The sequence below is a fragment of the Mycolicibacter acidiphilus genome, from assembly GCF_018455725.1.
GTDB classification, from domain to species: domain Bacteria; phylum Actinomycetota; class Actinomycetes; order Mycobacteriales; family Mycobacteriaceae; genus Mycobacterium; species Mycobacterium acidiphilum.
This window is the reverse complement of the sequence record NZ_JAHCLR010000073.1, coordinates 1-16,868: the sequence shown is the minus strand read 5'-3', so window position 1 is coordinate 16,868 and position 16,868 is coordinate 1. Positions and strand designations below refer to the sequence as shown.

At 70.5% G+C, this 16,868-nt stretch carries 21 protein-coding genes and 1 tRNA gene; 11 read left to right on the top strand and 11 right to left on the bottom strand.

Annotation, left to right across the window (positions count from 1 at the left end; all coding sequences use genetic code 11):
* Positions 1 to 91 precede the first annotated feature (91 nt).
* Complete coding sequence (locus KIH27_RS20905; RefSeq protein ID WP_214094893.1) at positions 92 to 1,063, bottom strand: NAD(P)H-quinone oxidoreductase; 972 nt, start codon at positions 1,061 to 1,063, stop codon at positions 92 to 94.
* 24 nt (positions 1,064 to 1,087) lie between these two features.
* On the opposite strand from KIH27_RS20905, the gene KIH27_RS20900 reads away from it, so the two are divergent.
* A tRNA-Ser gene (locus KIH27_RS20900) sits at positions 1,088 to 1,177 on the top strand.
* On the opposite strand, the gene KIH27_RS20895 is transcribed toward KIH27_RS20900, so the two are convergent.
* From KIH27_RS20895 to KIH27_RS20880, 4 genes are all read right to left on the bottom strand, one after another.
* The gene (locus KIH27_RS20895) at positions 1,156 to 2,043 is read right to left on the bottom strand and encodes a hypothetical protein (RefSeq protein ID WP_214094892.1); all 888 of its coding nucleotides are present in this window, start codon (positions 2,041 to 2,043) and stop codon (positions 1,156 to 1,158) included. The genes KIH27_RS20900 and KIH27_RS20895 overlap by 22 nt on opposite strands.
* A gap of 35 nt (positions 2,044 to 2,078) precedes the next feature.
* The gene (locus KIH27_RS20890; RefSeq protein WP_214094891.1) at positions 2,079 to 3,218 is read right to left on the bottom strand and encodes an epoxide hydrolase family protein; all 1,140 of its coding nucleotides are present in this window, start codon (positions 3,216 to 3,218) and stop codon (positions 2,079 to 2,081) included.
* Positions 3,219 to 3,222: 4 nt separating this feature from the next.
* A complete protein-coding gene (locus tag KIH27_RS20885; protein WP_250150500.1) occupies positions 3,223 to 3,555 on the bottom strand; it encodes a VOC family protein in 333 nt (110 codons plus the stop codon).
* A gap of 95 nt (positions 3,556 to 3,650) precedes the next feature.
* A complete protein-coding gene (locus tag KIH27_RS20880; protein ID WP_214094889.1) occupies positions 3,651 to 4,607 on the bottom strand; it encodes a dipeptidase in 957 nt (318 codons plus the stop codon).
* Positions 4,608 to 4,637: 30 nt separating this feature from the next.
* Between KIH27_RS20880 and KIH27_RS20875 the strand changes: the two genes are divergently transcribed.
* The gene (locus tag KIH27_RS20875) at positions 4,638 to 5,246 is read left to right on the top strand and encodes a GNAT family N-acetyltransferase (RefSeq protein ID WP_214094888.1); all 609 of its coding nucleotides are present in this window, start codon (positions 4,638 to 4,640) and stop codon (positions 5,244 to 5,246) included.
* Here KIH27_RS20875 and KIH27_RS20870 read toward each other — a convergent pair.
* Together KIH27_RS20870 and KIH27_RS20865 are read right to left on the bottom strand one after the other, a co-directional pair.
* Complete coding sequence (locus KIH27_RS20870) at positions 5,173 to 6,285, bottom strand: glycoside hydrolase family 183 protein (RefSeq protein WP_214094887.1); 1,113 nt, start codon at positions 6,283 to 6,285, stop codon at positions 5,173 to 5,175. The two genes, KIH27_RS20875 and KIH27_RS20870, sit on opposite strands and share 74 nt — an antisense overlap.
* A gap of 3 nt (positions 6,286 to 6,288) precedes the next feature.
* Entirely contained in the window at positions 6,289 to 7,005 is a 717-nt protein-coding gene (locus KIH27_RS20865; protein ID WP_214094886.1) for a TetR family transcriptional regulator, read from the bottom strand.
* A gap of 70 nt (positions 7,006 to 7,075) precedes the next feature.
* On the opposite strand from KIH27_RS20865, the gene KIH27_RS20860 reads away from it, so the two are divergent.
* On the top strand, positions 7,076 to 8,131 hold the full coding sequence (locus KIH27_RS20860) for a ferredoxin reductase (RefSeq protein ID WP_214094885.1): 1,056 nt from the start codon (positions 7,076 to 7,078) through the stop codon (positions 8,129 to 8,131).
* 24 nt (positions 8,132 to 8,155) lie between these two features.
* The gene (locus KIH27_RS20855; protein WP_214094884.1) at positions 8,156 to 9,238 is read left to right on the top strand and encodes a fatty acid desaturase family protein; all 1,083 of its coding nucleotides are present in this window, start codon (positions 8,156 to 8,158) and stop codon (positions 9,236 to 9,238) included.
* A gap of 72 nt (positions 9,239 to 9,310) precedes the next feature.
* Here KIH27_RS20855 and KIH27_RS20850 read toward each other — a convergent pair whose 3' ends face one another.
* Positions 9,311 to 9,523 (bottom strand): TOBE domain-containing protein, encoded by a 213-nt coding sequence (locus KIH27_RS20850; RefSeq protein WP_214094883.1) that lies wholly within the window; start codon positions 9,521 to 9,523, stop codon positions 9,311 to 9,313.
* A 44-nt stretch (positions 9,524 to 9,567) separates the two neighbouring features.
* Entirely contained in the window at positions 9,568 to 10,170 is a 603-nt protein-coding gene (locus KIH27_RS20845; RefSeq protein WP_214094882.1) for a TetR/AcrR family transcriptional regulator, read from the bottom strand.
* A 105-nt stretch (positions 10,171 to 10,275) separates the two neighbouring features.
* Here KIH27_RS20845 and KIH27_RS20840 point away from each other — a divergent pair, with 105 nt between their 5' ends.
* The 3 genes from KIH27_RS20840 (at position 10,276) to KIH27_RS20830 (ending at position 12,471) form a co-directional block, all read left to right on the top strand.
* Positions 10,276 to 11,610 (top strand): cytochrome P450, encoded by a 1,335-nt coding sequence (locus tag KIH27_RS20840; RefSeq protein ID WP_214094881.1) that lies wholly within the window; start codon positions 10,276 to 10,278, stop codon positions 11,608 to 11,610.
* A gap of 329 nt (positions 11,611 to 11,939) precedes the next feature.
* Positions 11,940 to 12,197, top strand: coding sequence for an EndoU domain-containing protein (locus KIH27_RS20835; RefSeq protein ID WP_214094880.1), 258 nt, complete (start codon positions 11,940 to 11,942; stop codon positions 12,195 to 12,197).
* A 10-nt stretch (positions 12,198 to 12,207) separates the two neighbouring features.
* Positions 12,208 to 12,471 (top strand): hypothetical protein, encoded by a 264-nt coding sequence (locus tag KIH27_RS20830; RefSeq protein WP_214094879.1) that lies wholly within the window; start codon positions 12,208 to 12,210, stop codon positions 12,469 to 12,471.
* Here KIH27_RS20830 and KIH27_RS20825 read toward each other — a convergent pair whose 3' ends face one another.
* Positions 12,472 to 13,692 carry an alpha/beta hydrolase gene (locus KIH27_RS20825; protein WP_214094878.1) on the bottom strand — a complete coding sequence of 407 codons (1,221 nt, stop codon included), beginning with the start codon at positions 13,690 to 13,692 and terminating at the stop codon, positions 12,472 to 12,474.
* Between the two features lie 39 nt (positions 13,693 to 13,731).
* Here KIH27_RS20825 and KIH27_RS20820 point away from each other — a divergent pair, with 39 nt between their 5' ends.
* Entirely contained in the window at positions 13,732 to 14,178 is a 447-nt protein-coding gene (locus tag KIH27_RS20820) for a PaaI family thioesterase (protein WP_214094877.1), read from the top strand.
* A gap of 7 nt (positions 14,179 to 14,185) precedes the next feature.
* On the opposite strand, the gene msrA is transcribed toward KIH27_RS20820, so the two are convergent.
* Positions 14,186 to 14,704, bottom strand: coding sequence for a peptide-methionine (S)-S-oxide reductase MsrA (gene msrA, locus KIH27_RS20815; RefSeq protein ID WP_214094876.1), 519 nt, complete (start codon positions 14,702 to 14,704; stop codon positions 14,186 to 14,188).
* A 57-nt stretch (positions 14,705 to 14,761) separates the two neighbouring features.
* Here msrA and KIH27_RS20810 point away from each other — a divergent pair, with 57 nt between their 5' ends.
* From KIH27_RS20810 to KIH27_RS20800, 3 genes are read left to right on the top strand one after another with little or no spacing between them, the layout of a single operon-like run.
* A complete protein-coding gene (locus KIH27_RS20810) occupies positions 14,762 to 15,268 on the top strand; it encodes a nuclear transport factor 2 family protein (protein ID WP_214094875.1) in 507 nt (168 codons plus the stop codon).
* Entirely contained in the window at positions 15,265 to 16,317 is a 1,053-nt protein-coding gene (locus KIH27_RS20805) for an NAD-dependent epimerase/dehydratase family protein (RefSeq protein WP_307856966.1), read from the top strand. Before KIH27_RS20810 ends, KIH27_RS20805 begins: the two co-directional genes overlap by 4 nt.
* Positions 16,314 to 16,691 carry a DUF427 domain-containing protein gene (locus KIH27_RS20800; RefSeq protein ID WP_214094873.1) on the top strand — a complete coding sequence of 126 codons (378 nt, stop codon included), beginning with the start codon at positions 16,314 to 16,316 and terminating at the stop codon, positions 16,689 to 16,691. The genes KIH27_RS20805 and KIH27_RS20800 overlap by 4 nt, the downstream gene beginning before the upstream one ends.
* The last annotated feature ends 177 nt before the right edge of the window (positions 16,692 to 16,868 follow it).

Genomic DNA, 16,868 nt, shown 5'->3' with positions numbered 1-16,868 from the left:
CGATAGCTCACCTAACTACCGATTTTGCAACAGCCCGAAACCCGCAGTTCGCACCGGTCAACTCTGCACGGTCGCGGACAAGGGGCGGGAGCTACCCGACGGTCAGCACCACCTTGCCGGTCACCTCACCCGACGACAGCAGCCGGTGCGCCTCGGCGGCCCGCTCGATCGGCAGCCGCGCGCCGATCACCGGCCGCACCCGACCGTCGGCGATCATCGGCCAGACGTGCTCGGCCACCGCGGCGACGACGGCGCCCTTGCCGTGCGGACCGTCGACCGGCCGGCCGCGCAGCGCGGTCCCGATCACCCGCGCCCGCTTGCCGATCAGCTTGCCCAGGTTCAGTTCGCCCTTGACCCCGCCCTGCATCCCGATCACCACCAGCCGCCCGTCGGCCGCCAGCGCGTCGACGTTGCGGTCCAGGTAGGCCGCCCCCATGATGTCCAGGATCACGTCGGCGCCGCCGGCGTCGCGCACCCGCTCGACGAAGTCCTCGTCGCGGTAGTTGATCGCGATCTCCGCCCCCAGTTCGCGGCAGAAGTCCAGTTTCTCCGCCGACCCGGCGGTGACCGCCACCCACGCCCCGAGCTGACGGGCCACCTGGATGGCGTGGCTGCCGACCCCGCTGGCCCCGCCGTGCACCAGCATCAGCTGTCCCTCGCCCAGCCCGGCCGTCTGCACCAGGTTCGACCACACCGTGCACGCCACCTCCGGCAGCCCGGCGGCGTCCACCGGGTCCACGCCGGCCGGGATCGGCAGCACCTGGGCGGCCGGCACCACCACGAACTCGGCGTAGCCCCCGCCCGCCAGCAGGGCGCAAACCTGTTCTCCTACAACCCAGCCGGTCGTGTCGTCGCCGACGGCCTCGATCGCACCGGCCACCTCCAGGCCGATCGTCGCGCTGGCACCCGGCGGCGGCGGGTACAGCCCGGCGGCCTGCAGCAGGTCCGCCCGGTTCACCCCGGCGGCGGCCACCCGGATCAGCACCTCACCCGGGCCCGGCGCGACGTCGGGTACCTCCTGCCAGGTCAACTGGTCGGCGGCTTCGGCGACGATGGCACGCATGACGGTCAGGGTACGATTTCCCGCGGTGGCGTGGCAGAGCGGCCTAATGCACTCGCCTTGAAAGCGAGAGACGGCTAAAACCGTCCGGGGGTTCAAATCCCTCCGCCACCGCCAAGCACCCGCCGTTTCACCACCGCCGGCGCACCGGCCTTCCCACCGGTCGTCACTGCAACGTTCGGCGGCAGCGGCGCACGCCCCTTCACCGGCTGCCCGTTCGGCGCCCCGGGCGCGGTGATCCGCTTCTCACTAGGCGGGTTGGTCTTGCTCACGCCACCGCCCGCACCCGCACTGCCGGCCAGCGGCACCCCGCCCATCCCGGCGCCGGGTCCGACAGCAGCAGCGGGCGTCGCCGGCGGCCCGCTCGTCATCGCCGCGGTCGGCGTCGTCGGCAGCGACGCCACCGGCACCGGGGCCGGCCCGAGATCACCGGCCGGGGTGGTGCCGGTGCCCAGACCGCCGCCGGAATCACCGACGTCCACGCCCACCGGATCGACCTCGTCGGCCAGAGTGGCGTCACCCAACCCGCCCGACCCGTCCTGGCCCAGCGACTGCACCGCGCCCAGCAGCGGCGTCAGCGCGCCCTGCCCGGCCTGCATCAACTCCTGCGGCAACCGGCCCAGCGAACCCAGCGCACCGCCGAGCATGCCGACGACCCCCTGCGCCAAGCCGGCCAACTGCGCCGCCATCTGGTCCGAACCCGCACCGACGTCGTCGAACTGCGCCACCGCGTCGTCCTCGTTGGCACCGAACTTCTCGATCGCCTCCGCCGCATGCGCCCGGCGATCGGCGTCGTCGTCAGCGATCCGGCTGTTCACGGCCGGCAGGTCGGCATTGGTCATCGCGCCGAACGCGGCCGCCGCAGCGTCGATCGGGGACACCCCGGGCGCCCCGACGGGCCCGGCCACGACCGCCGTCGGCGGCGGCTGGGTGAGCACGCCGGCCCACCCCGGCGGCTCGAAGGTGATGTCCGCACCGCTCACGGCTCGGAGCGTAACCCCGACCGCACCCATCGCGTTTACACCCGCACACCGGCGAAGAACGCCCGCACCTCCGCGACGAACAACTCCGGCTGCTCGAACGCCGCGAAGTGCCCGCCGCGGGGCATCTCCGTCCACCGGGTGATGGTGGGGTACTGCGCCTCGCACCAAGACCGCGGCGCCCGCACGATCTCCTTCGGAAACGACGCCACCCCGCACGGCACGGCCACCGGCGGCAGCGTCGTCGTGCGGAAACTCTGCCAGTACAGCCGGGCCGAGGAGGCGCCGGATCCGGTGAGCCAGTACAGCATGACGTTGTCCAGCAACTCATCCCGGCTCAGCGCGTTCTCCGGGTGCCCGTCGCAGTCGGTCCACGCCCAGAACTTCTCGATGATCCAGGCCAGCTGCCCCACCGGGGAGTCGGTCAGCCCGTAGCCCAGGGTCTGCGGCCGGGTCGACTGCTGCTTGGAGTAGCCGGAGTCCCACCGCTCGTAGTGCTCCGCGGCCGCCAACGCCGCCCGGTCCGCCGCGGTCGGCTCCGCACCCACCACGGGCCGGAACACCGGCATGTTGACATGTATTGCCGCACACCGCCCGTCGGGCCCGCCGAGACCGCCGATCGCCGTGCTGACCTCCGCGCCCCAGTCGCCACCCTGCGCCCCGTAGCGGTCGTAGCCGAGCCGGCCCATCAGCGTCTCCCACGCCGCGGCGATCCGCTCCACCCCCCACCCGGTCCGCGCCGGCTTGCCGGAGAAGCCGTATCCCGGTAGCGACGGGCACACCACGTGAAACGCGTCCTCGGCGCGGCCGCCGGAGCGGGTCGGGTCGGTCAGCGGCTCGATCACCTTGTGGAACTCCACGATCGAACCCGGCCAGCCGTGGGTGATGACGAGCGGGAACGCCCCCGGATGCGGCGAGCGCCGGTGGATGAAATGGATGTCCAGGCCGTCGATCTCGGTGACGAACTGGTCGAACCGGTTCAGCAGCGCCTCCCGGGCCCGCCAGTCGTAGCCGTCGGCCCAGTACGCCGCCAAGTCGCGGGTGTAGCCCAGCGGCACACCCTGACTCCAGTCGTCGACGCATTCGGGCTCCGGCCAGCGGGTGGCGTGCAGCCGTCGCCGCAGGTCGAGCAGGTCGGCGTCGGGGATGGCGATGCGGAACGGGGCGACCTCGGCCACGCGGTCAGCGCGCCAGCGGCTTGTAAAACACCAGCCCGTTGCCCTTGTTGTCGTAGACCACCGCGCGACGCTCGTGCGCGTCGTCGTACGGACCCTTGACGATCCCGCCGCCGCTGGCCTCGATCGCCTTCGCCGCGCCGTCGACGTCGTCGGTCTTGATGCCGACCACCACCTGCCCGTGGATCGGGTGATCCACCGCCGTCGCCAGCGCCAGCGTCACCGAGCCGCCGTCGAGGGCGGCGAAGTGCGCACCGTCGCGGAACTTCAACGGCATCCCCAGGGTTTCGCTGTAGAACTTGATCGATTCGTCCAGGTCGTCGGTGGACAGCACGATCATCCGAATGTCTTTCGTACTCACGGTTTTCCTCCTGTCGGTCGGATCCGAATCCAGGCTATGCCCGTGATGCCGCCGCCGACCAGGGAAACGTCGCGCTACCCGCCCCAGCTCTGCTGCGCCACCCGGTAGAAGTTGCCGCCGAGCACCGCCGCGATGTCGGCGTCGGCCCAGCCCCGCGAAGCCAGTTCCGCCCCGAGCAGCAGCCAGGTCTCCGGCGGCATCCACCGGATCGGGCCCCAGCGGGTGTAGCTGTCGTCGAACAACTGCGGGTTGGCGGCGAGCTCGTCGTTGAAGTCGTCGGCGTCGAAGGAGTGGTCGGTGCTGACCCCGACGTGCTGCACGCCGATCAGCTCCACCGCGTACTCCAGGTGCCGGATCATCGCGTCCAGCGTTGCGGTGTTGTGGCCCAGGAAGATTCCCACCCCGGTGATCCCGACGACGCCGCCGGTGTCCGCACACGCCCGCGCCTGATCGTCGGTGATGTTGCGCGGATGCTCCCACACCGACCGCAGGCAGGAGTGGCTGTAGACCACCGGCGCCGTCGACACCGCGCAGATGTCCAGCCCGGTGCGCTCGCTGCAGTGCGACCCGTCGGGCACCATCCCGACGGCGTTCATCTCCGCGACGATCGCCCGCCCCCACCCGGTCAGCCCGTGGTCGACGGCGTCCAGGCAGCCGCTGCCGGCGCGGTTGGCGTGGTTGTAGGTCGGCAGCAGCGTGCGCACCCCCAGCCCGACGAGCACGCCCAGATTGGCCAGGTCGTCGTCGAGCGGGTTGGCGTCCTCCAGGTCGAACACCACCGCGACCCGCCCGGCGCCGGTGATCGCCGCGACGTCGTCGATACCCGCGGCCAGCGCCAGATCCGGGTGGGCGTCGATCCCGGCGCGGAAGTGCCGCAGCAGCGCGACGGTGTCGGCGAAGGATTGCGGGGAGTAGCCGGCGTTGACCGACAGCAGTACGCCCCGTTCGCCCCGGTAGCGGGCCAGCGGCGCCACGTCGGCGCCGACCTGCAGCGGCAGGCAGGTGTGCTGATCCCACCGCAACCCGGTCATGGCCACCGATCCTCCCACTACGCTGACCGGGTGGCCATCGACGTGCGCTCCGCGACCAAAGCCGACATCACACCGCTCGCCGCGGCGCTCGGCCGGGCGTTCCACGACGACCCGATCTCGGTGTGGATGCTGCCCGACGACGCCTCGCGCACCGCGCGGTTGGGCGGCTACTTCGGCACCGCCACCCGACACCACCACCTGGCCGGCGGCGGGGTGGCGGTCGCGCACGACAACGACGGAACCGTCGGTGCCGCCGCGCTGTGGGACCCGCCGCACCGGTGGAAGGAGCCGTGGGGCACCCGGCTGCGGATGCTGCCCGGGCTGCTCGGGGCGTTCGGCACCCGGCTGCTCGCCGCGCACACCGTCGGCAGTCTGCTGGAGGCCAACCACCCCGAGGAGCCGCACTGGTATCTGGCGGTGATCGGCAGTGACCCGGCGGTGCGCGGGCGCGGCTTCGGCCAGGCGGTGATGCAGCCCCGCCTCGATCAGTGCGACGCCGAGCACTGCCCGGCCTACCTGGAGTCCAGCAAACTCGAGAACGTTCCGTACTACGAGCGGTTCGGCTTCACGGTGACCGGCGAGATCCACCTGCCGAACGGCGGCCCGACGCTGTGGAAGATGTGGCGGGCGCCGCGGTAGCACCACCGTCGAGGGTCACCCGGAACTGCATCACCCGGTACGGCCAGCCCGCGGCGGTGTTCCACTGCGATACCAGCAGCCCCACCCCGCCGGGGCGGTCCACCCGCGACCCGGGCAGCAGGTAGCCGCCGTAGAGCTGCGCGACCCGGCCGGCGTCGTGATCCTCGTCGTCCCAGCCGCAGCCGGTGATCGGCAGTTGCAGTGGCGCCCTCGCCAATTCGTCGGTGGGGTGGCGCAGCACCCGGTAGCCCAGCGCGTACCGCGACGCCACGAACCCGCCCAGCACCCAGGTGTCCGGTGCCAGCCGGCGCAGCGACAGTTCGCCCCACCGCTCCCCGGCCGGGGTGATCGGCGCCGGGGTGCGGCCCCAGCCGCGCCGCGAACCGCGATACCCCCAGCCGGAGTACCGGCGCGGGTCGCCGATGTCGGCGGGGCGTACCCGGCGCAGGATGATCCCCTTGTTCCGCTGAAAACCCGTGGACGCCACGTACACCCAGCCGTCGTCGGGGTCGTACTCCCACGACCAGCACTGGGCGTGCCCGCGATGCAGCCGGGCCGGGAACCGGGCCCCCGCATTCCGCCAGGAGACGCCGCCGTCGTCAGAGCACCAGATCTCGGTCCACACCACGGTGCCGAATCCGCGGTTGACGATCGCGTGCAGGTACAGCGTCGGGCCGACCCGCAGCAGATCCGACGGGATCACCGTGCTGATCGCGCCACGGTCCAGCCGGGAAACCGGCTCCCGGTGTTCATAGTGCCAGAGTTGGCGCGCGTAATCGGGGTCGCCGCCGCCGGCCCGGTCATAGCGGATGCGCCGCCCGGCATCCCCGGAGCCGATCAGCACCACCGGTGAACGCCAGTCGCCCGCACCGACTTTCGGCCCGGCGAAGGTGTCGCCGAACACCGACACCAGCGATCCGTCGGGTGCGGCCACCGAGGCGCCCAGGTCCGTGCACGTCACCCCCAGCCGATCGGTGACGCCCGGCCCGGTGACGTCGGCGAATTTGCCGACGTGCCGGGGTGTTGCCGCAGGGCTCACCGGTCAGGGGGTGCTGCGCCAGCTGCCGACGGCGACGGAGATCATCCGAAGCTGTTTGACCGCAACGTCTTTGATGTCGGCGATGGCCTCCGGGTCCGGCGCTTCCTCCAGCGCTTCGGCGGTGACGATCATCGAGTTGACGTACAGCCCGGCCAGGATGTTGAGGTCGTCGGTGCTCCAGCCGCCGAGGCCGGGGAAGCGGGCCAGGTCGGTCGCCAACTCCGAGGTGATCAGCCGGATCTCGGTGCGGATCGCGTAGCGCAGCACGGTCATCCCGCTGAACCGCTCCCGGTTGATGAACCGCCAGTGCTCGGGCCGCGCGGCGACGCTGTCGGCCAGGATCTCCACCGACGACGCGATCGCCCGGTTCGGGTCCAGGCCGCCGGCGCGGCCGTCGCGCAGCATCTCGCGCAGCGACCGGAACGACTCGTCGATCAGCACCAGGCCCAGGGCGTCCATCGACTCGAAATGCCGGTAGAACGCGGCGGGGACGATGTTCGCCGCCCGGGTCACCTCGCGCAGGCTCAGTGCGCTGAAGCTGCGCTCGTCGAGCAGTTCCAGCGCCGCGTCGATGATTGCGCGACGGGTGGCTTCCTTGCGTTCCTCGCGCGACACCCGTTCCGGGCGCGGCGGCCGCTCCGGGCGTGCTGACCGCTCAGAACGCGACCGGTGCGTCCGCGCCGGTCGCGGCGACCGAGAACTGGGCGTACGACTGTTCACTGATGTGAAGCGTAACACAGTTCGACCTCGACCCTTGACGGAGTCGTGAACGATTGTTCACTGTGTACATATGTTCACTCAAACTTTGACGAAGCGGGTACTGGGCTCCAGCCTGGTCAACCTGCTCACCGGACCGTACGGCGTCGACCGCTACACCGAACTGGTCTCGCCGACCTGGAGCCGCAACGACCCCCGCGCCCGGGTGGTCGCCGTGCGGCGCGCCACCCCGCGCAGCGTCACGCTGCTGCTCGAACCCAACGACGCGTTCGGCCGGTTTCGCGCCGGCCAGCACGTCAACCTGTCGGTCGAGATCGACGGCCGACGGCGGGTGCGCTGCTACTCCCCGGCCAGCGCCGAGGGGCAGCGGCTGATCGAACTCACCGTCGGCCTGCACGACGGCGGGCTGGTCTCCACCCACCTCTACCGGCACGCCCGCCCGGGCATGGTCGTCGGCCTGGACAGCGTCGGCGGCGACTTCACGCTGCCGGCGATCCGGCCGCGCCGCATCCTGCTGATCTCCGGCGGCAGCGGGATCACGCCGGTGATGTCGATGCTGCGCACGCTGGTCGCCGAGCAGTACTCCGGTCGGGTCGCGTTCCTGCACTACGCCCGCACGCCGGAGGAGGCCTGCTACCGCGACGAACTCGCCGCGCTGCCACGGGTGAAGGTGCTGCACGGCTACACCCGCTCACCCCAAACCGGCGACGTATCGGGCCACTTCAGCGCCGAGCACCTGGCCCAGGCCATGCCGAAGCCCGACGCGGTGTTCGTCTGCGGCCCGCCGTCGCTGGTCGAGGCGGTGCGCGAGCAGTACCCGGACGCGGTCTCGGAGAGCTTTGTGCCACCGGTGTTCGCCGCACCGGTCGGGCCGACCGGCGGCCGGGTCAGCTTCAAGATCAGCGCGGTCGGCGTGAAGGACGACGGCCGGTCGCTGCTGGACCAGGCCGAATCGGCCGGCCTGACACCGCAATCCGGTTGCCGGATGGGCGTCTGCCACAGCTGCACCTGCCGTAAGACCGCCGGCACCGTGCGCAACCTCATCACCGGAGCGGTCTCCGGCGCCGAGGCCGAGGACATCCAGATCTGCGTCTCGACACCCGTCGGCGACGTCGAACTAGCCCTGTAACCGCCCGAACCAAGGAGAGCCACCATGTCAGCACCCGTCCTCACCCAGGAGCGGCCGCCGGTCACCCCGGAGCCCGCGCAGATCGACCTATTCGGCGCCGAACTCGACGCCATCCGCCAGCGGGTCCTCGACGACCTCGGCGAGCGCGACGCGAACTACATCCACCAGGTCATCAAGGCCCAGCGCGGCCTGGAGATCGGCGGCCGCGCGCTGCTGTTCCTCGGCATCGTCCCGCCGTTCTGGCTGGCCGGCACTGCGATGCTCGGGTTGTCGAAGATCCTCGACAACATGGAGATCGGCCACAACGTCATGCACGGCCAGTACGACTGGATGGGCGAGAAGGCGCTGTACGGCCAGGACTTCGAGTGGGACAGCGCCTGCCCGTCGGACCAGTGGCGGCACAGCCACAACTACATGCACCACACCTACACCAACATCGTCGGGATGGACCGCGACATCGGCTACGGCATCCTGCGGATGAGCGAGACGCAGAAGTGGGAGCCGTACTTCTTCGGCAACCCGGTGTACGCGTTCCTGCTGATGGTGCTGTTCCAGTACGGGGTGGCGGTGCACGAACTGGAGACCGAGCGGATCCGGGCCGGCGAGATCGGCTTCCGCGACAAGAAGGAGATGCTCACCGAGACCTGGCGCAAGGTCCGCCGGCAGACACTCAAGGACTACGTCGCCTACCCGCTGCTGGCCGGGCCGTTCGCGCCGCTGGTGTTCGCCGGCAACATGACCGCGAACCTGATGCGCAACGTCTGGGCGTACACGATCATCTTCTGCGGGCACTTCCCCGATGGGACGCAGGAGTTCTCGATCGAGGAGACCGAGAACGAGTCCCGCGGCGCGTGGTACTACCGGCAGATCCTCGGGTCGGCGAACCTCACCGGCGGCAAGTGGTTCCACATCTTCAGCGGCAACCTGTCGTTCCAGGTGGAGCATCACCTGTTCCCGGACCTGCCGGCGCACCGCTACGCCGAGATCGCGCCGGAGGTACAGGAGATCTGCCGCCGCTACGGGATCCCGTACAACTCCGGGCCGCTGTACAAGCAGTTCGGCACCGTGGTGCGCAAGATCTTCAAGCTCGCACTGCCGTGGACCTGAAGCCCTGGACCTGAGTCCGGGACCTGAGGTCCGGGACCGCAAGCCCCGGGGGCGACGGGAGGACCGTCGGCGTCAATCGACGCCGACGGTCACTTCGGTCGACTTGATGAACACCGTGGCGGGCTGGCCGACCTTCAGATTGAGGTCCAGGGCCGCGTCCCGGGTGACCGACGACGTGACGATCTGATCGCCCCCGTCGAGTTTCACCTTGACGATCGCCATCACCGAACCGACGTCGAGGTCGGCGATGGTTCCGGTCAGTTGATTGCGCGTTGAGAGTTGCATGATGTCCTCCGCACTAATCGATTCCCCCGAGAACCAACGGTAGTTCAGCGGCGCCCGCCGAGTACGGCAATCGACGCATCGACGGCCGGTTCGAGGATCGCCTGAATGTCGGTGCCGTCCTCGACGGCCAGCGCGGTCAGTTCCCGCAGGCCGCCGAGCAGGATCACCGCCAGCGGCGCGGTCAGCGGGGCCACGTTCGCCCGCCGGAATCCGGGGCTGCGGCTCAGGTCGATCAGCAGCCCGGCCATCATGTCCAGGCCCCGCCGCTGCGCCGGGCGGGCGGCGGCGCCCAGCGACGGCAGTTCCCGGATCCAGCTCAGCGTGATCGCCGGCCGGGCGCCGATGTGGGCGACGTAGGCGCCGACGGATTGCCGGATCTGCTGCTGCCAGTCGGCCTGCGGGTCGACGGCGTCGCGGATCTCGCCGGCCAGGTGCTCGTTGTCGGTGCGCAGCAACTCCAGGAAGCAGTCCTCCTTGCCGGCGAACCGGTCGTAGAAGGTGCGTTTGGAGGTGCGGGCCGCCCGCACGATGTCGGCGACGGTGCTGGTCAGGTAGCCGCGTTCGGCGATCGAGTCGGCCAGGCCGTCGAGCAGCCGCTGCCGGAACGGGTCGTCCGTCGTCGCTACCGGTGCCGCCGTCGTCGTCATCGCCGCGCCCCCTCCGCACCCCTTGCCAGGCCCTGGTACCAGAGAGTACCGTACGGCGATAACCGTTTGGTACGTATCAGTACCACGATTGTGTGGGAGGCCGGCATGACTGGTTCCGTCGTCGTCGAGAGCCCGGCTGCCGAGGTGAACCTGCCGCCCGGCGCCCGGCTGCCGAAGCCCGTGGGTGTCGTGGCGTTCGCGTTGTTCCGCCGCCAGGCCGTCGACAGCCTGACCCGCCGGTTCGGTGCCGCGTGCACCGTCAACAACCCGATCTTCGGCCCGACCGTGATGGTCTCCGACCCGGAGTTGGCCCGGCAGGTCTTCCTGGCCAGCCCGGAGGACCTCGGCAACATCCAGCCCAACCTGAGCCGGCTGCTCGGGTCGGGGTCGGTGTTCGCCCTGGACGGCGCCGAGCATCGCCGGCGGCGCAACCTGCTCAGCCCGCCGTTCCACGGCAAGAGCGTGCGCGCCTACGAGCAGATCGTGGTCGAGGAGACCGAACGTGAGATCGCGAACTGGCCGGTGGGGCAGGAGTTCCCGACGCTGGAGCCGATGATGCACATCGCGCTGAACGTCATCCTGCGGGCGATCTTCGGAGCCCAGGGCGCCGAACTGGAGGAACTGCGGCGCAACCTGCCGCGCTGGGTGACGCTCGGGTCGCGGCTGGTGGCGCTGCCGATGCCGGACCGCACCTACGGCCGGTTCACCCCGTGGGGGCGGCTGGCGACGTGGCGCGACCGCTACGAGGTGGTGATCGACAAACTGATCGACGACGCCCGCTCGGATCCGGACTTCGAGAACCGCACCGACGTGCTGACCCTGCTGTTGCGCAGCAGCTACGACGACGGAACGGTGATGACCCGCAAGGAGATCGGCGACGAACTGCTGACACTGCTGGCCGCCGGGCATGAGACAACGGCGTCGACGCTGGCGTGGGTGTTCGAGCGGCTGAGTCGCCACCCCGAGGTGCTCGACGAACTGGCCGCCGAGGCGCTCACCGACGAGAACACGGTGCGCAAGGCCGCGATTCGTGAGGTGCAGCGGGTCCGCACCGTCATCGACTTCGCCGGCCGGCACGTCTGCGCGCCGACGATCCAGATCGGCGACTGGGTGATCCCGCAAGGATATTCGGTGATCGTCGGCATCCGCCAGATCCACGAGAACCCGGCGGTGTTCCCCGATCCGGAGCGGTTCGACCCGCGGCGCTACCTCGACGGCAACCCGTCGGCGTTCGAATGGCTGCCGTACGGCGGCGGCAGCCGGCGCTGTCCGGGGTCGACGTTCGCCAACCTGGAGATGGACCTGGTGCTGCGAACGGTGCTGCGCCGCTTCACTATTGAGCCGACGACGGAGCCGGGGGAGAAGTGGCACTCCCGCGGGGTGGCGTTCACGCCGAAGCGCGGCGGGCGGATCACGGTGCGTCCGCGCGTGGCGGGCTGATCCCGGGGTCATCCCCAGTTCGGATTTCATCACCAGGTCGGGGGTTCGGCGCAGCCCGGTGTGCCGATGCCGTCGGCGGCTGTTCGTAGGGTCACGGCATGGCAACAGCAGTCGGCGAAGCACTGACAGGGGAACACATCCGGATTGCGATCACCGGGCCGACCGACGATGAGACCGGCTAGACGTGCGCCGCGGGCATGGTCAGGTCAGGGCGCTGGGCGAGGCGGCGACGCTACCCGGCGGTCGGTGGCGATGGTGGAGACGTCCCATTCACGCCGGAGACCTGCCCGGCGGTAACCGAGACACTGCTCGATCACGTCATGGTCGGGATGCCCAAGAAGAACGGCTGGGATGGTGGGCACGCCTTCGGCGCGGGCCGTGGAAAGTCCGAATTCCCGCGGCTTTGGGATCGCGGCCAGGTCCGTGCGGCTATCGAAGAAGTGCTGCGCTCCCCGGCGCAGATCGAGCGGGCCGGGTCGACCCTGTATTTTCGCGGCACGGTCGGCGGGCAGCTGATAACCGTCCGGGTGAAGGGGCGAATGCAGGGTCACGCCAAGATATGGACGGCATATCCCAGCCACGACTAAAATCGCCAGCATGACCGATCGCGAACTCGCCGAGCAGCTTTTCGCTGCGGTACGGCCGGACGGGTTCGGCATCAGAAGTGCGATGGCAGCGGGCGAGGACGTCGCCGCGATCATCGATCTGGTGGAGCAGGCCGCACTGCGCACCGTGCGCCTGCCGCAGACCCTGCTGGATTCGGTCGCTGAGTTCGTCGACGACCCGGCGCTGGACGGCGACGACGTCGCGGCGGTTCGCGAAGACCTGGCAACGCTCGCCCCGTTTGCGCTGACGGCGTAGCTAACCCCGTCCCGCGCGCACCCGCTCCAGAAACGCCCCGACCGCATCCACGGCCCGATACGCCCGCGGTGAGCCGAAGAAGTCGAACGCGTGCTGCGCGCCCGGCAGTTCCGCGTAGGCCACCGGCGCCCGCGACACCGTGCGCAGTGCGGCCACGAAGTCGCGGGCCTCATCGACCGGGATCACCGTGTCGTACTCGCCGTGCAGCACGAAAAACGGTGGGGCGCCGTCGTTCACCCGGGTGATCGGGGAGGCGTCGGCGTACACCGTGCGGTGCGTGCGCAACGACCGCTGCACGATCCAGCGGCGCAGGGTGCCGACGAAATCCCGGCGGCCGGGGCCGTCGACCGACAGCCAGTCGTAGCGGCCGTAGATCGGCACCGCGGCGATCACCGAGGTGTCGGCATCCTCGAAGCCCGGCTGAAACTCCGGGTCGTTCGGCGTCAGCGCGGCCAGTGCGGCCAGGTGCCCACCGGCCGAACCGCCGGTGATCGCAACGCAATCCGGGTCGCCGCCGTACTCGGCGATGTGTTCGCGGACCCACGCCAGCCCGCGCTTCACGTCGACGATGTGTGCCGGCCAGGCGTTGCGCGGGCTGACCCGGTAGCCCAGTGACACGCAGATCCAGCCGCGCTCGGCGAACCGGCTCATCAGCGGATACCCCTGCGGGCGCCGGTCGCCGATCATCCACGCCCCGCCCGGAACCTGCACCAGCACCGGCGCTTTGCCATCGACGGGCAGATCCGGTCGCCGCCAGATGTCGACCAGGTTCGCCCGGCCGTGCGGGCCGTAGCGGACGGTGTCGGTGACCCAGCGCCGCCGGGCGCCGAACGTGCGCAGCGCGCCGTCATGCCCGGACGGCGGCGCCGGACGGTGCGCACCGAACACCTCGGCCAGTGCGGCGTCCAGCACCGGGCCGGGCGTACTCGCGCCGCGCCGGCGGATCACCAGCAGCACCAGCCAGGACGCCACGGTCAGCAGCAGCGCCGCCACCCCGCGTCGGCCCCGGAAGTCACCACGCCGCAGCCGGCGCACCGCATCCAGAACCGAGGTGCCCGCCACCAGCCCCGGCAGTTCGGACGTCGGCCAGCCCGACGGAAACGACAGCAGCGCCGCGGACCCGCCGCCCAACAGCACCGGCCGCAGCCCGTTCACGGCGTTCAGCAGTTCGACACTCGCGCGCAGCAGCGGCCGGGGCCGGGGCCGTCGAAGGATCAGCACGGTCACAAAGCTAGCCGCCACGCTCTAGGATTCACGGTCATGAGTGCAGTCGACATGATGAACGGCGCCCTGGAGCACACCATCCCCGCCGCCCACCGCATGGGCGTGAAGGTGGTCACCGCCGATCGCGGGCACGCAGCCACCACGGTGCCGCTGGAGGGCAACGGCAACCACTTCGGCGTGATCTACGCCGGAGTGCAGTTCACCGTCGCCGAGGTGCTGGGCGGGATCATCGCGCTGACCACCTTCGACGCCGCCAAGTACTTCCCGCTGGTGAAGAACCTCGACATCAGCTTCGTCGGGATGGCCAAATCCGACCTGCGCGCCGAGGCCCGGATGTCCGACGCGGAGATCGACCGGGTGGCTGCCGAGGCGGCGGAGCGCGGCAAGTCCGACTTCACCCTGGAAGCCGTCATCACCGACGCCGACGGCAACACCGTCGCCACCACCCGCGGCCTGTACCAGCTGCGCGCGCACGCCAGGTAGCCGGCGCTTACTGGTTCAGCGGCGCCGCGCTCGGCAGCCGCCAGTCCGGCCGCAGGTAGTGGCAGGTGTAGCCGTTCGGGAACCGCTCCAGGTAGTCCTGGTGCTCGGGTTCGGCCACCCAGAAGTCTCCGGCCGGCACCACCTCGGTGACGACCCTGCCCGGCCAGCGCCCGGAGGCGTCAACGTCGGCGATGGTCTCGACCGCGACCCGGCGCTGCTCGTCGTCGCGGTAGAAGATCGCCGAGCGATAGCTGGGGCCGATGTCGTTGCCCTGCCGATTCGGCGTGGTCGGGTCGTGGATCGCGAAGAAGAACTCCAGCAGCTCCCGGTAGCTGATCCGGGCCGGGTCATAGCCGATCTCGATGGCCTCGGCGTGGTTGCCGTGATGGCGGTAGGTGGCGTTGGGGACGTCGGGGTCGCCGGTGTAGCCGACGCGGGTGGCGACCACGCCGGGCAGCTTGCGGATCAGGTCCTGCATCCCCCAGAAGCAGCCGCCGGCCAGGATCGCGGTGTCGTAATCGGTCATGCCCCCGATTATCCCGCTGCCGCCACCGCGCGCCAGGGCCTCGCGTAGTTTCGAGGCGTGACGAGCCCCCAGTTCAGCCGAGCCGAGTTGGCCGATGCGTTCGCGACGTTCGAGCAGACCGTCGCCCGGGCCGCCGAGACCAAGGACTGGGACGCCTGGGTGGCCCACTACACCCCCGACGTCGAATACGTCGAGCACGCGATGGGCACCATGCACGGCCGCGACGAGGTGCGGACCTGGATCCGCCGCACCATGTCGACGTTCCCGGGCAGCTACATGACCGAGTTCCCGTCGCTGTGGACGGTCATCGACGAGCCCACCGGCCGGGTCATCTGCGAACTGGACAACCCGATGCGCGACCCCGGCGACGGCACCGTCATCAGCGCCACCAACATCTCGATCGTCACCTACGCCGGCAACGGCCTGTGGTCGCGTCAGGAGGACATCTACAACCCGCTGCGGTTCGCCAGCGCCGGGATGAAATGGTGTCGCAAGGCGCAGGAGCTGGGCACCCTCGACGACGAGGCCGCCGCCTGGATGAAGCAGTACGGGGGCTCGGCGTGACCCCCAAACTCGTCATCGGCGCCAACGGGTTCCTCGGCTCGCACGTCACCCGCCGGCTCGTCGACGCCGGCGAGGAGGTGCGGGTGATGGTCCGTCCCAACGCGAACACCACCAGCATCGACGACCTCGACGTCACCCGCTTCCACGGCGACGTCTTCGACACCGACACCGTGCGTGCGGCGATGACCGGTTGCGACGACGTCTACTACTGCGTCGTCGACACCCGCGCCTGGCTGCGCGACCCGGCGCCGCTGTTCCGCACCAACGTCGACGGCCTGCGCAACGTGCTGGACGTCGCCGTCGAACCGGAGATCGCGGCCGGGCTGCGCCGATTCGTCTTCACCAGCAGTTACACGACCGTCGGCCGGGGCCGCGGCCGCATCGCCACCGAGGCCGACCAGATCAGCCGGCGCGGGCTGACCCCGTATGTGCGGTCGCGGGTGCAGGCCGAGGACCTGGTGCTGCGCTACGCCGCCGAGCGGGGCCTGCCGGCGGTGGCGATGTGCGTCTCCACCACCTACGGCGACGGCGACTGGGGCCGCACCCCGCACGGCGCGTTCATCGCGGGCACCGTGTTCGGCAAGCTGCCGTTCGTGATGGCCGGTATCCAGTTGGAGGCCGTCGGTGTCGACGACGCCGCCGCGGCGATGCTCCTGGCCGCCGAACGTGGCCGCACCGGTGAGCGGTATCTGATCTCGGAGCGGATGACGACGAACGCCGAGGTGGTGCGGATCGCCGCCGACGAGGCCGGGGTGCCGCCACCGCCGAAGACCATCTCGGTGCCGATGCTCTACGCGCTCGGCGCGCTGGGCACGCTCAAGGCCCGGTTCACCGATAAGGACGCCGAGCTGTCACTGAAATCGGTGCGGATGATGCGCGCCGAGTTCGCCGTCGACCACACCAAGGCGGTGACCGAATTAGGCTGGCAGCCAAGGCCGGTCGAGCAGTCGATCCGGGAGGCCGCCCGGTTCTGGGTGCGGCTGCGCGACGCCGGCCGCAAAGCCAAAGCGGCGCAGGCTGCGCAAGCGGCTCAGGAGGAGACGACATGACCGAGCGCCCGAGGCTGACCCCGACCGCCGACTACCCGATCACCGTCACCCCGACCGGCCGGCGGGTGACGGTGCGGATCGACGGCGAGACCATCGCCGAATCCGACCGGGCGCTGACCCTGCGGGAGGCGAATCATGCTGCGGTGCAGTACATTCCGTTGGACGATGTGCGCCAGGAGTTGCTGACCCGCACCGCCACCACCAGCTACTGCCCGTTCAAGGGCGACGCCGCCTACTACACGGTGACCACGGCCGCCGGCCGCACCGTCGCCGACGCGATCTGGACCTACGAGCAGCCGTTCCCCGCGGTCGCGCCGATCGCCGGCCACGTCGCGTTCTACCCCGACAAGGCCGAGGTCAGCGTCCTCGCCTGACGGGCCCCAGCGGCTAGGACGGACTCAGCCCGGTCGGCCGGCTTGGCGCCTGCCGGCCGCGCCCGGCAGGGGTGTCGCGAGTGCCCGCCTCTGCGCGACAAACCCCGGCCGGACACCCCGCCCCGCCTCACCTAACACCTGTTGATGCTCCTATAGGTTGTCAAGCCGCGAGGAGGG

Coding starts and splice junctions, on each gene's coding strand:
- KIH27_RS20820 (WP_214094877.1), top strand. CDS start 13,732: ATGAGTGCAGTCGACATGATGAACGGCGCCCTGGAGCACACCATCCCC.
- KIH27_RS20835 (WP_214094880.1), top strand. CDS start 11,940: ATGCCCAAGAAGAACGGCTGGGATGGTGGGCACGCCTTCGGCGCGGGC.
- KIH27_RS20905 (WP_214094893.1), bottom strand. CDS start 1,063: ATGCGTGCCATCGTCGCCGAAGCCGCCGACCAGTTGACCTGGCAGGAG.
- KIH27_RS20850 (WP_214094883.1), bottom strand. CDS start 9,523: ATGCAACTCTCAACGCGCAATCAACTGACCGGAACCATCGCCGACCTC.
- KIH27_RS20885 (WP_250150500.1), bottom strand. CDS start 3,555: ATGATCGTGCTGTCCACCGACGACCTGGACGAATCGATCAAGTTCTAC.
- KIH27_RS20855 (WP_214094884.1), top strand. CDS start 8,156: ATGTCAGCACCCGTCCTCACCCAGGAGCGGCCGCCGGTCACCCCGGAG.
- KIH27_RS20840 (WP_214094881.1), top strand. CDS start 10,276: ATGACTGGTTCCGTCGTCGTCGAGAGCCCGGCTGCCGAGGTGAACCTG.
- msrA (WP_214094876.1), bottom strand. CDS start 14,704: ATGACCGATTACGACACCGCGATCCTGGCCGGCGGCTGCTTCTGGGGG.
- KIH27_RS20800 (WP_214094873.1), top strand. CDS start 16,314: ATGACCGAGCGCCCGAGGCTGACCCCGACCGCCGACTACCCGATCACC.
- KIH27_RS20880 (WP_214094889.1), bottom strand. CDS start 4,607: ATGACCGGGTTGCGGTGGGATCAGCACACCTGCCTGCCGCTGCAGGTC.
- KIH27_RS20860 (WP_214094885.1), top strand. CDS start 7,076: ATGTTCACTCAAACTTTGACGAAGCGGGTACTGGGCTCCAGCCTGGTC.
- KIH27_RS20830 (WP_214094879.1), top strand. CDS start 12,208: ATGACCGATCGCGAACTCGCCGAGCAGCTTTTCGCTGCGGTACGGCCG.
- KIH27_RS20845 (WP_214094882.1), bottom strand. CDS start 10,170: ATGACGACGACGGCGGCACCGGTAGCGACGACGGACGACCCGTTCCGG.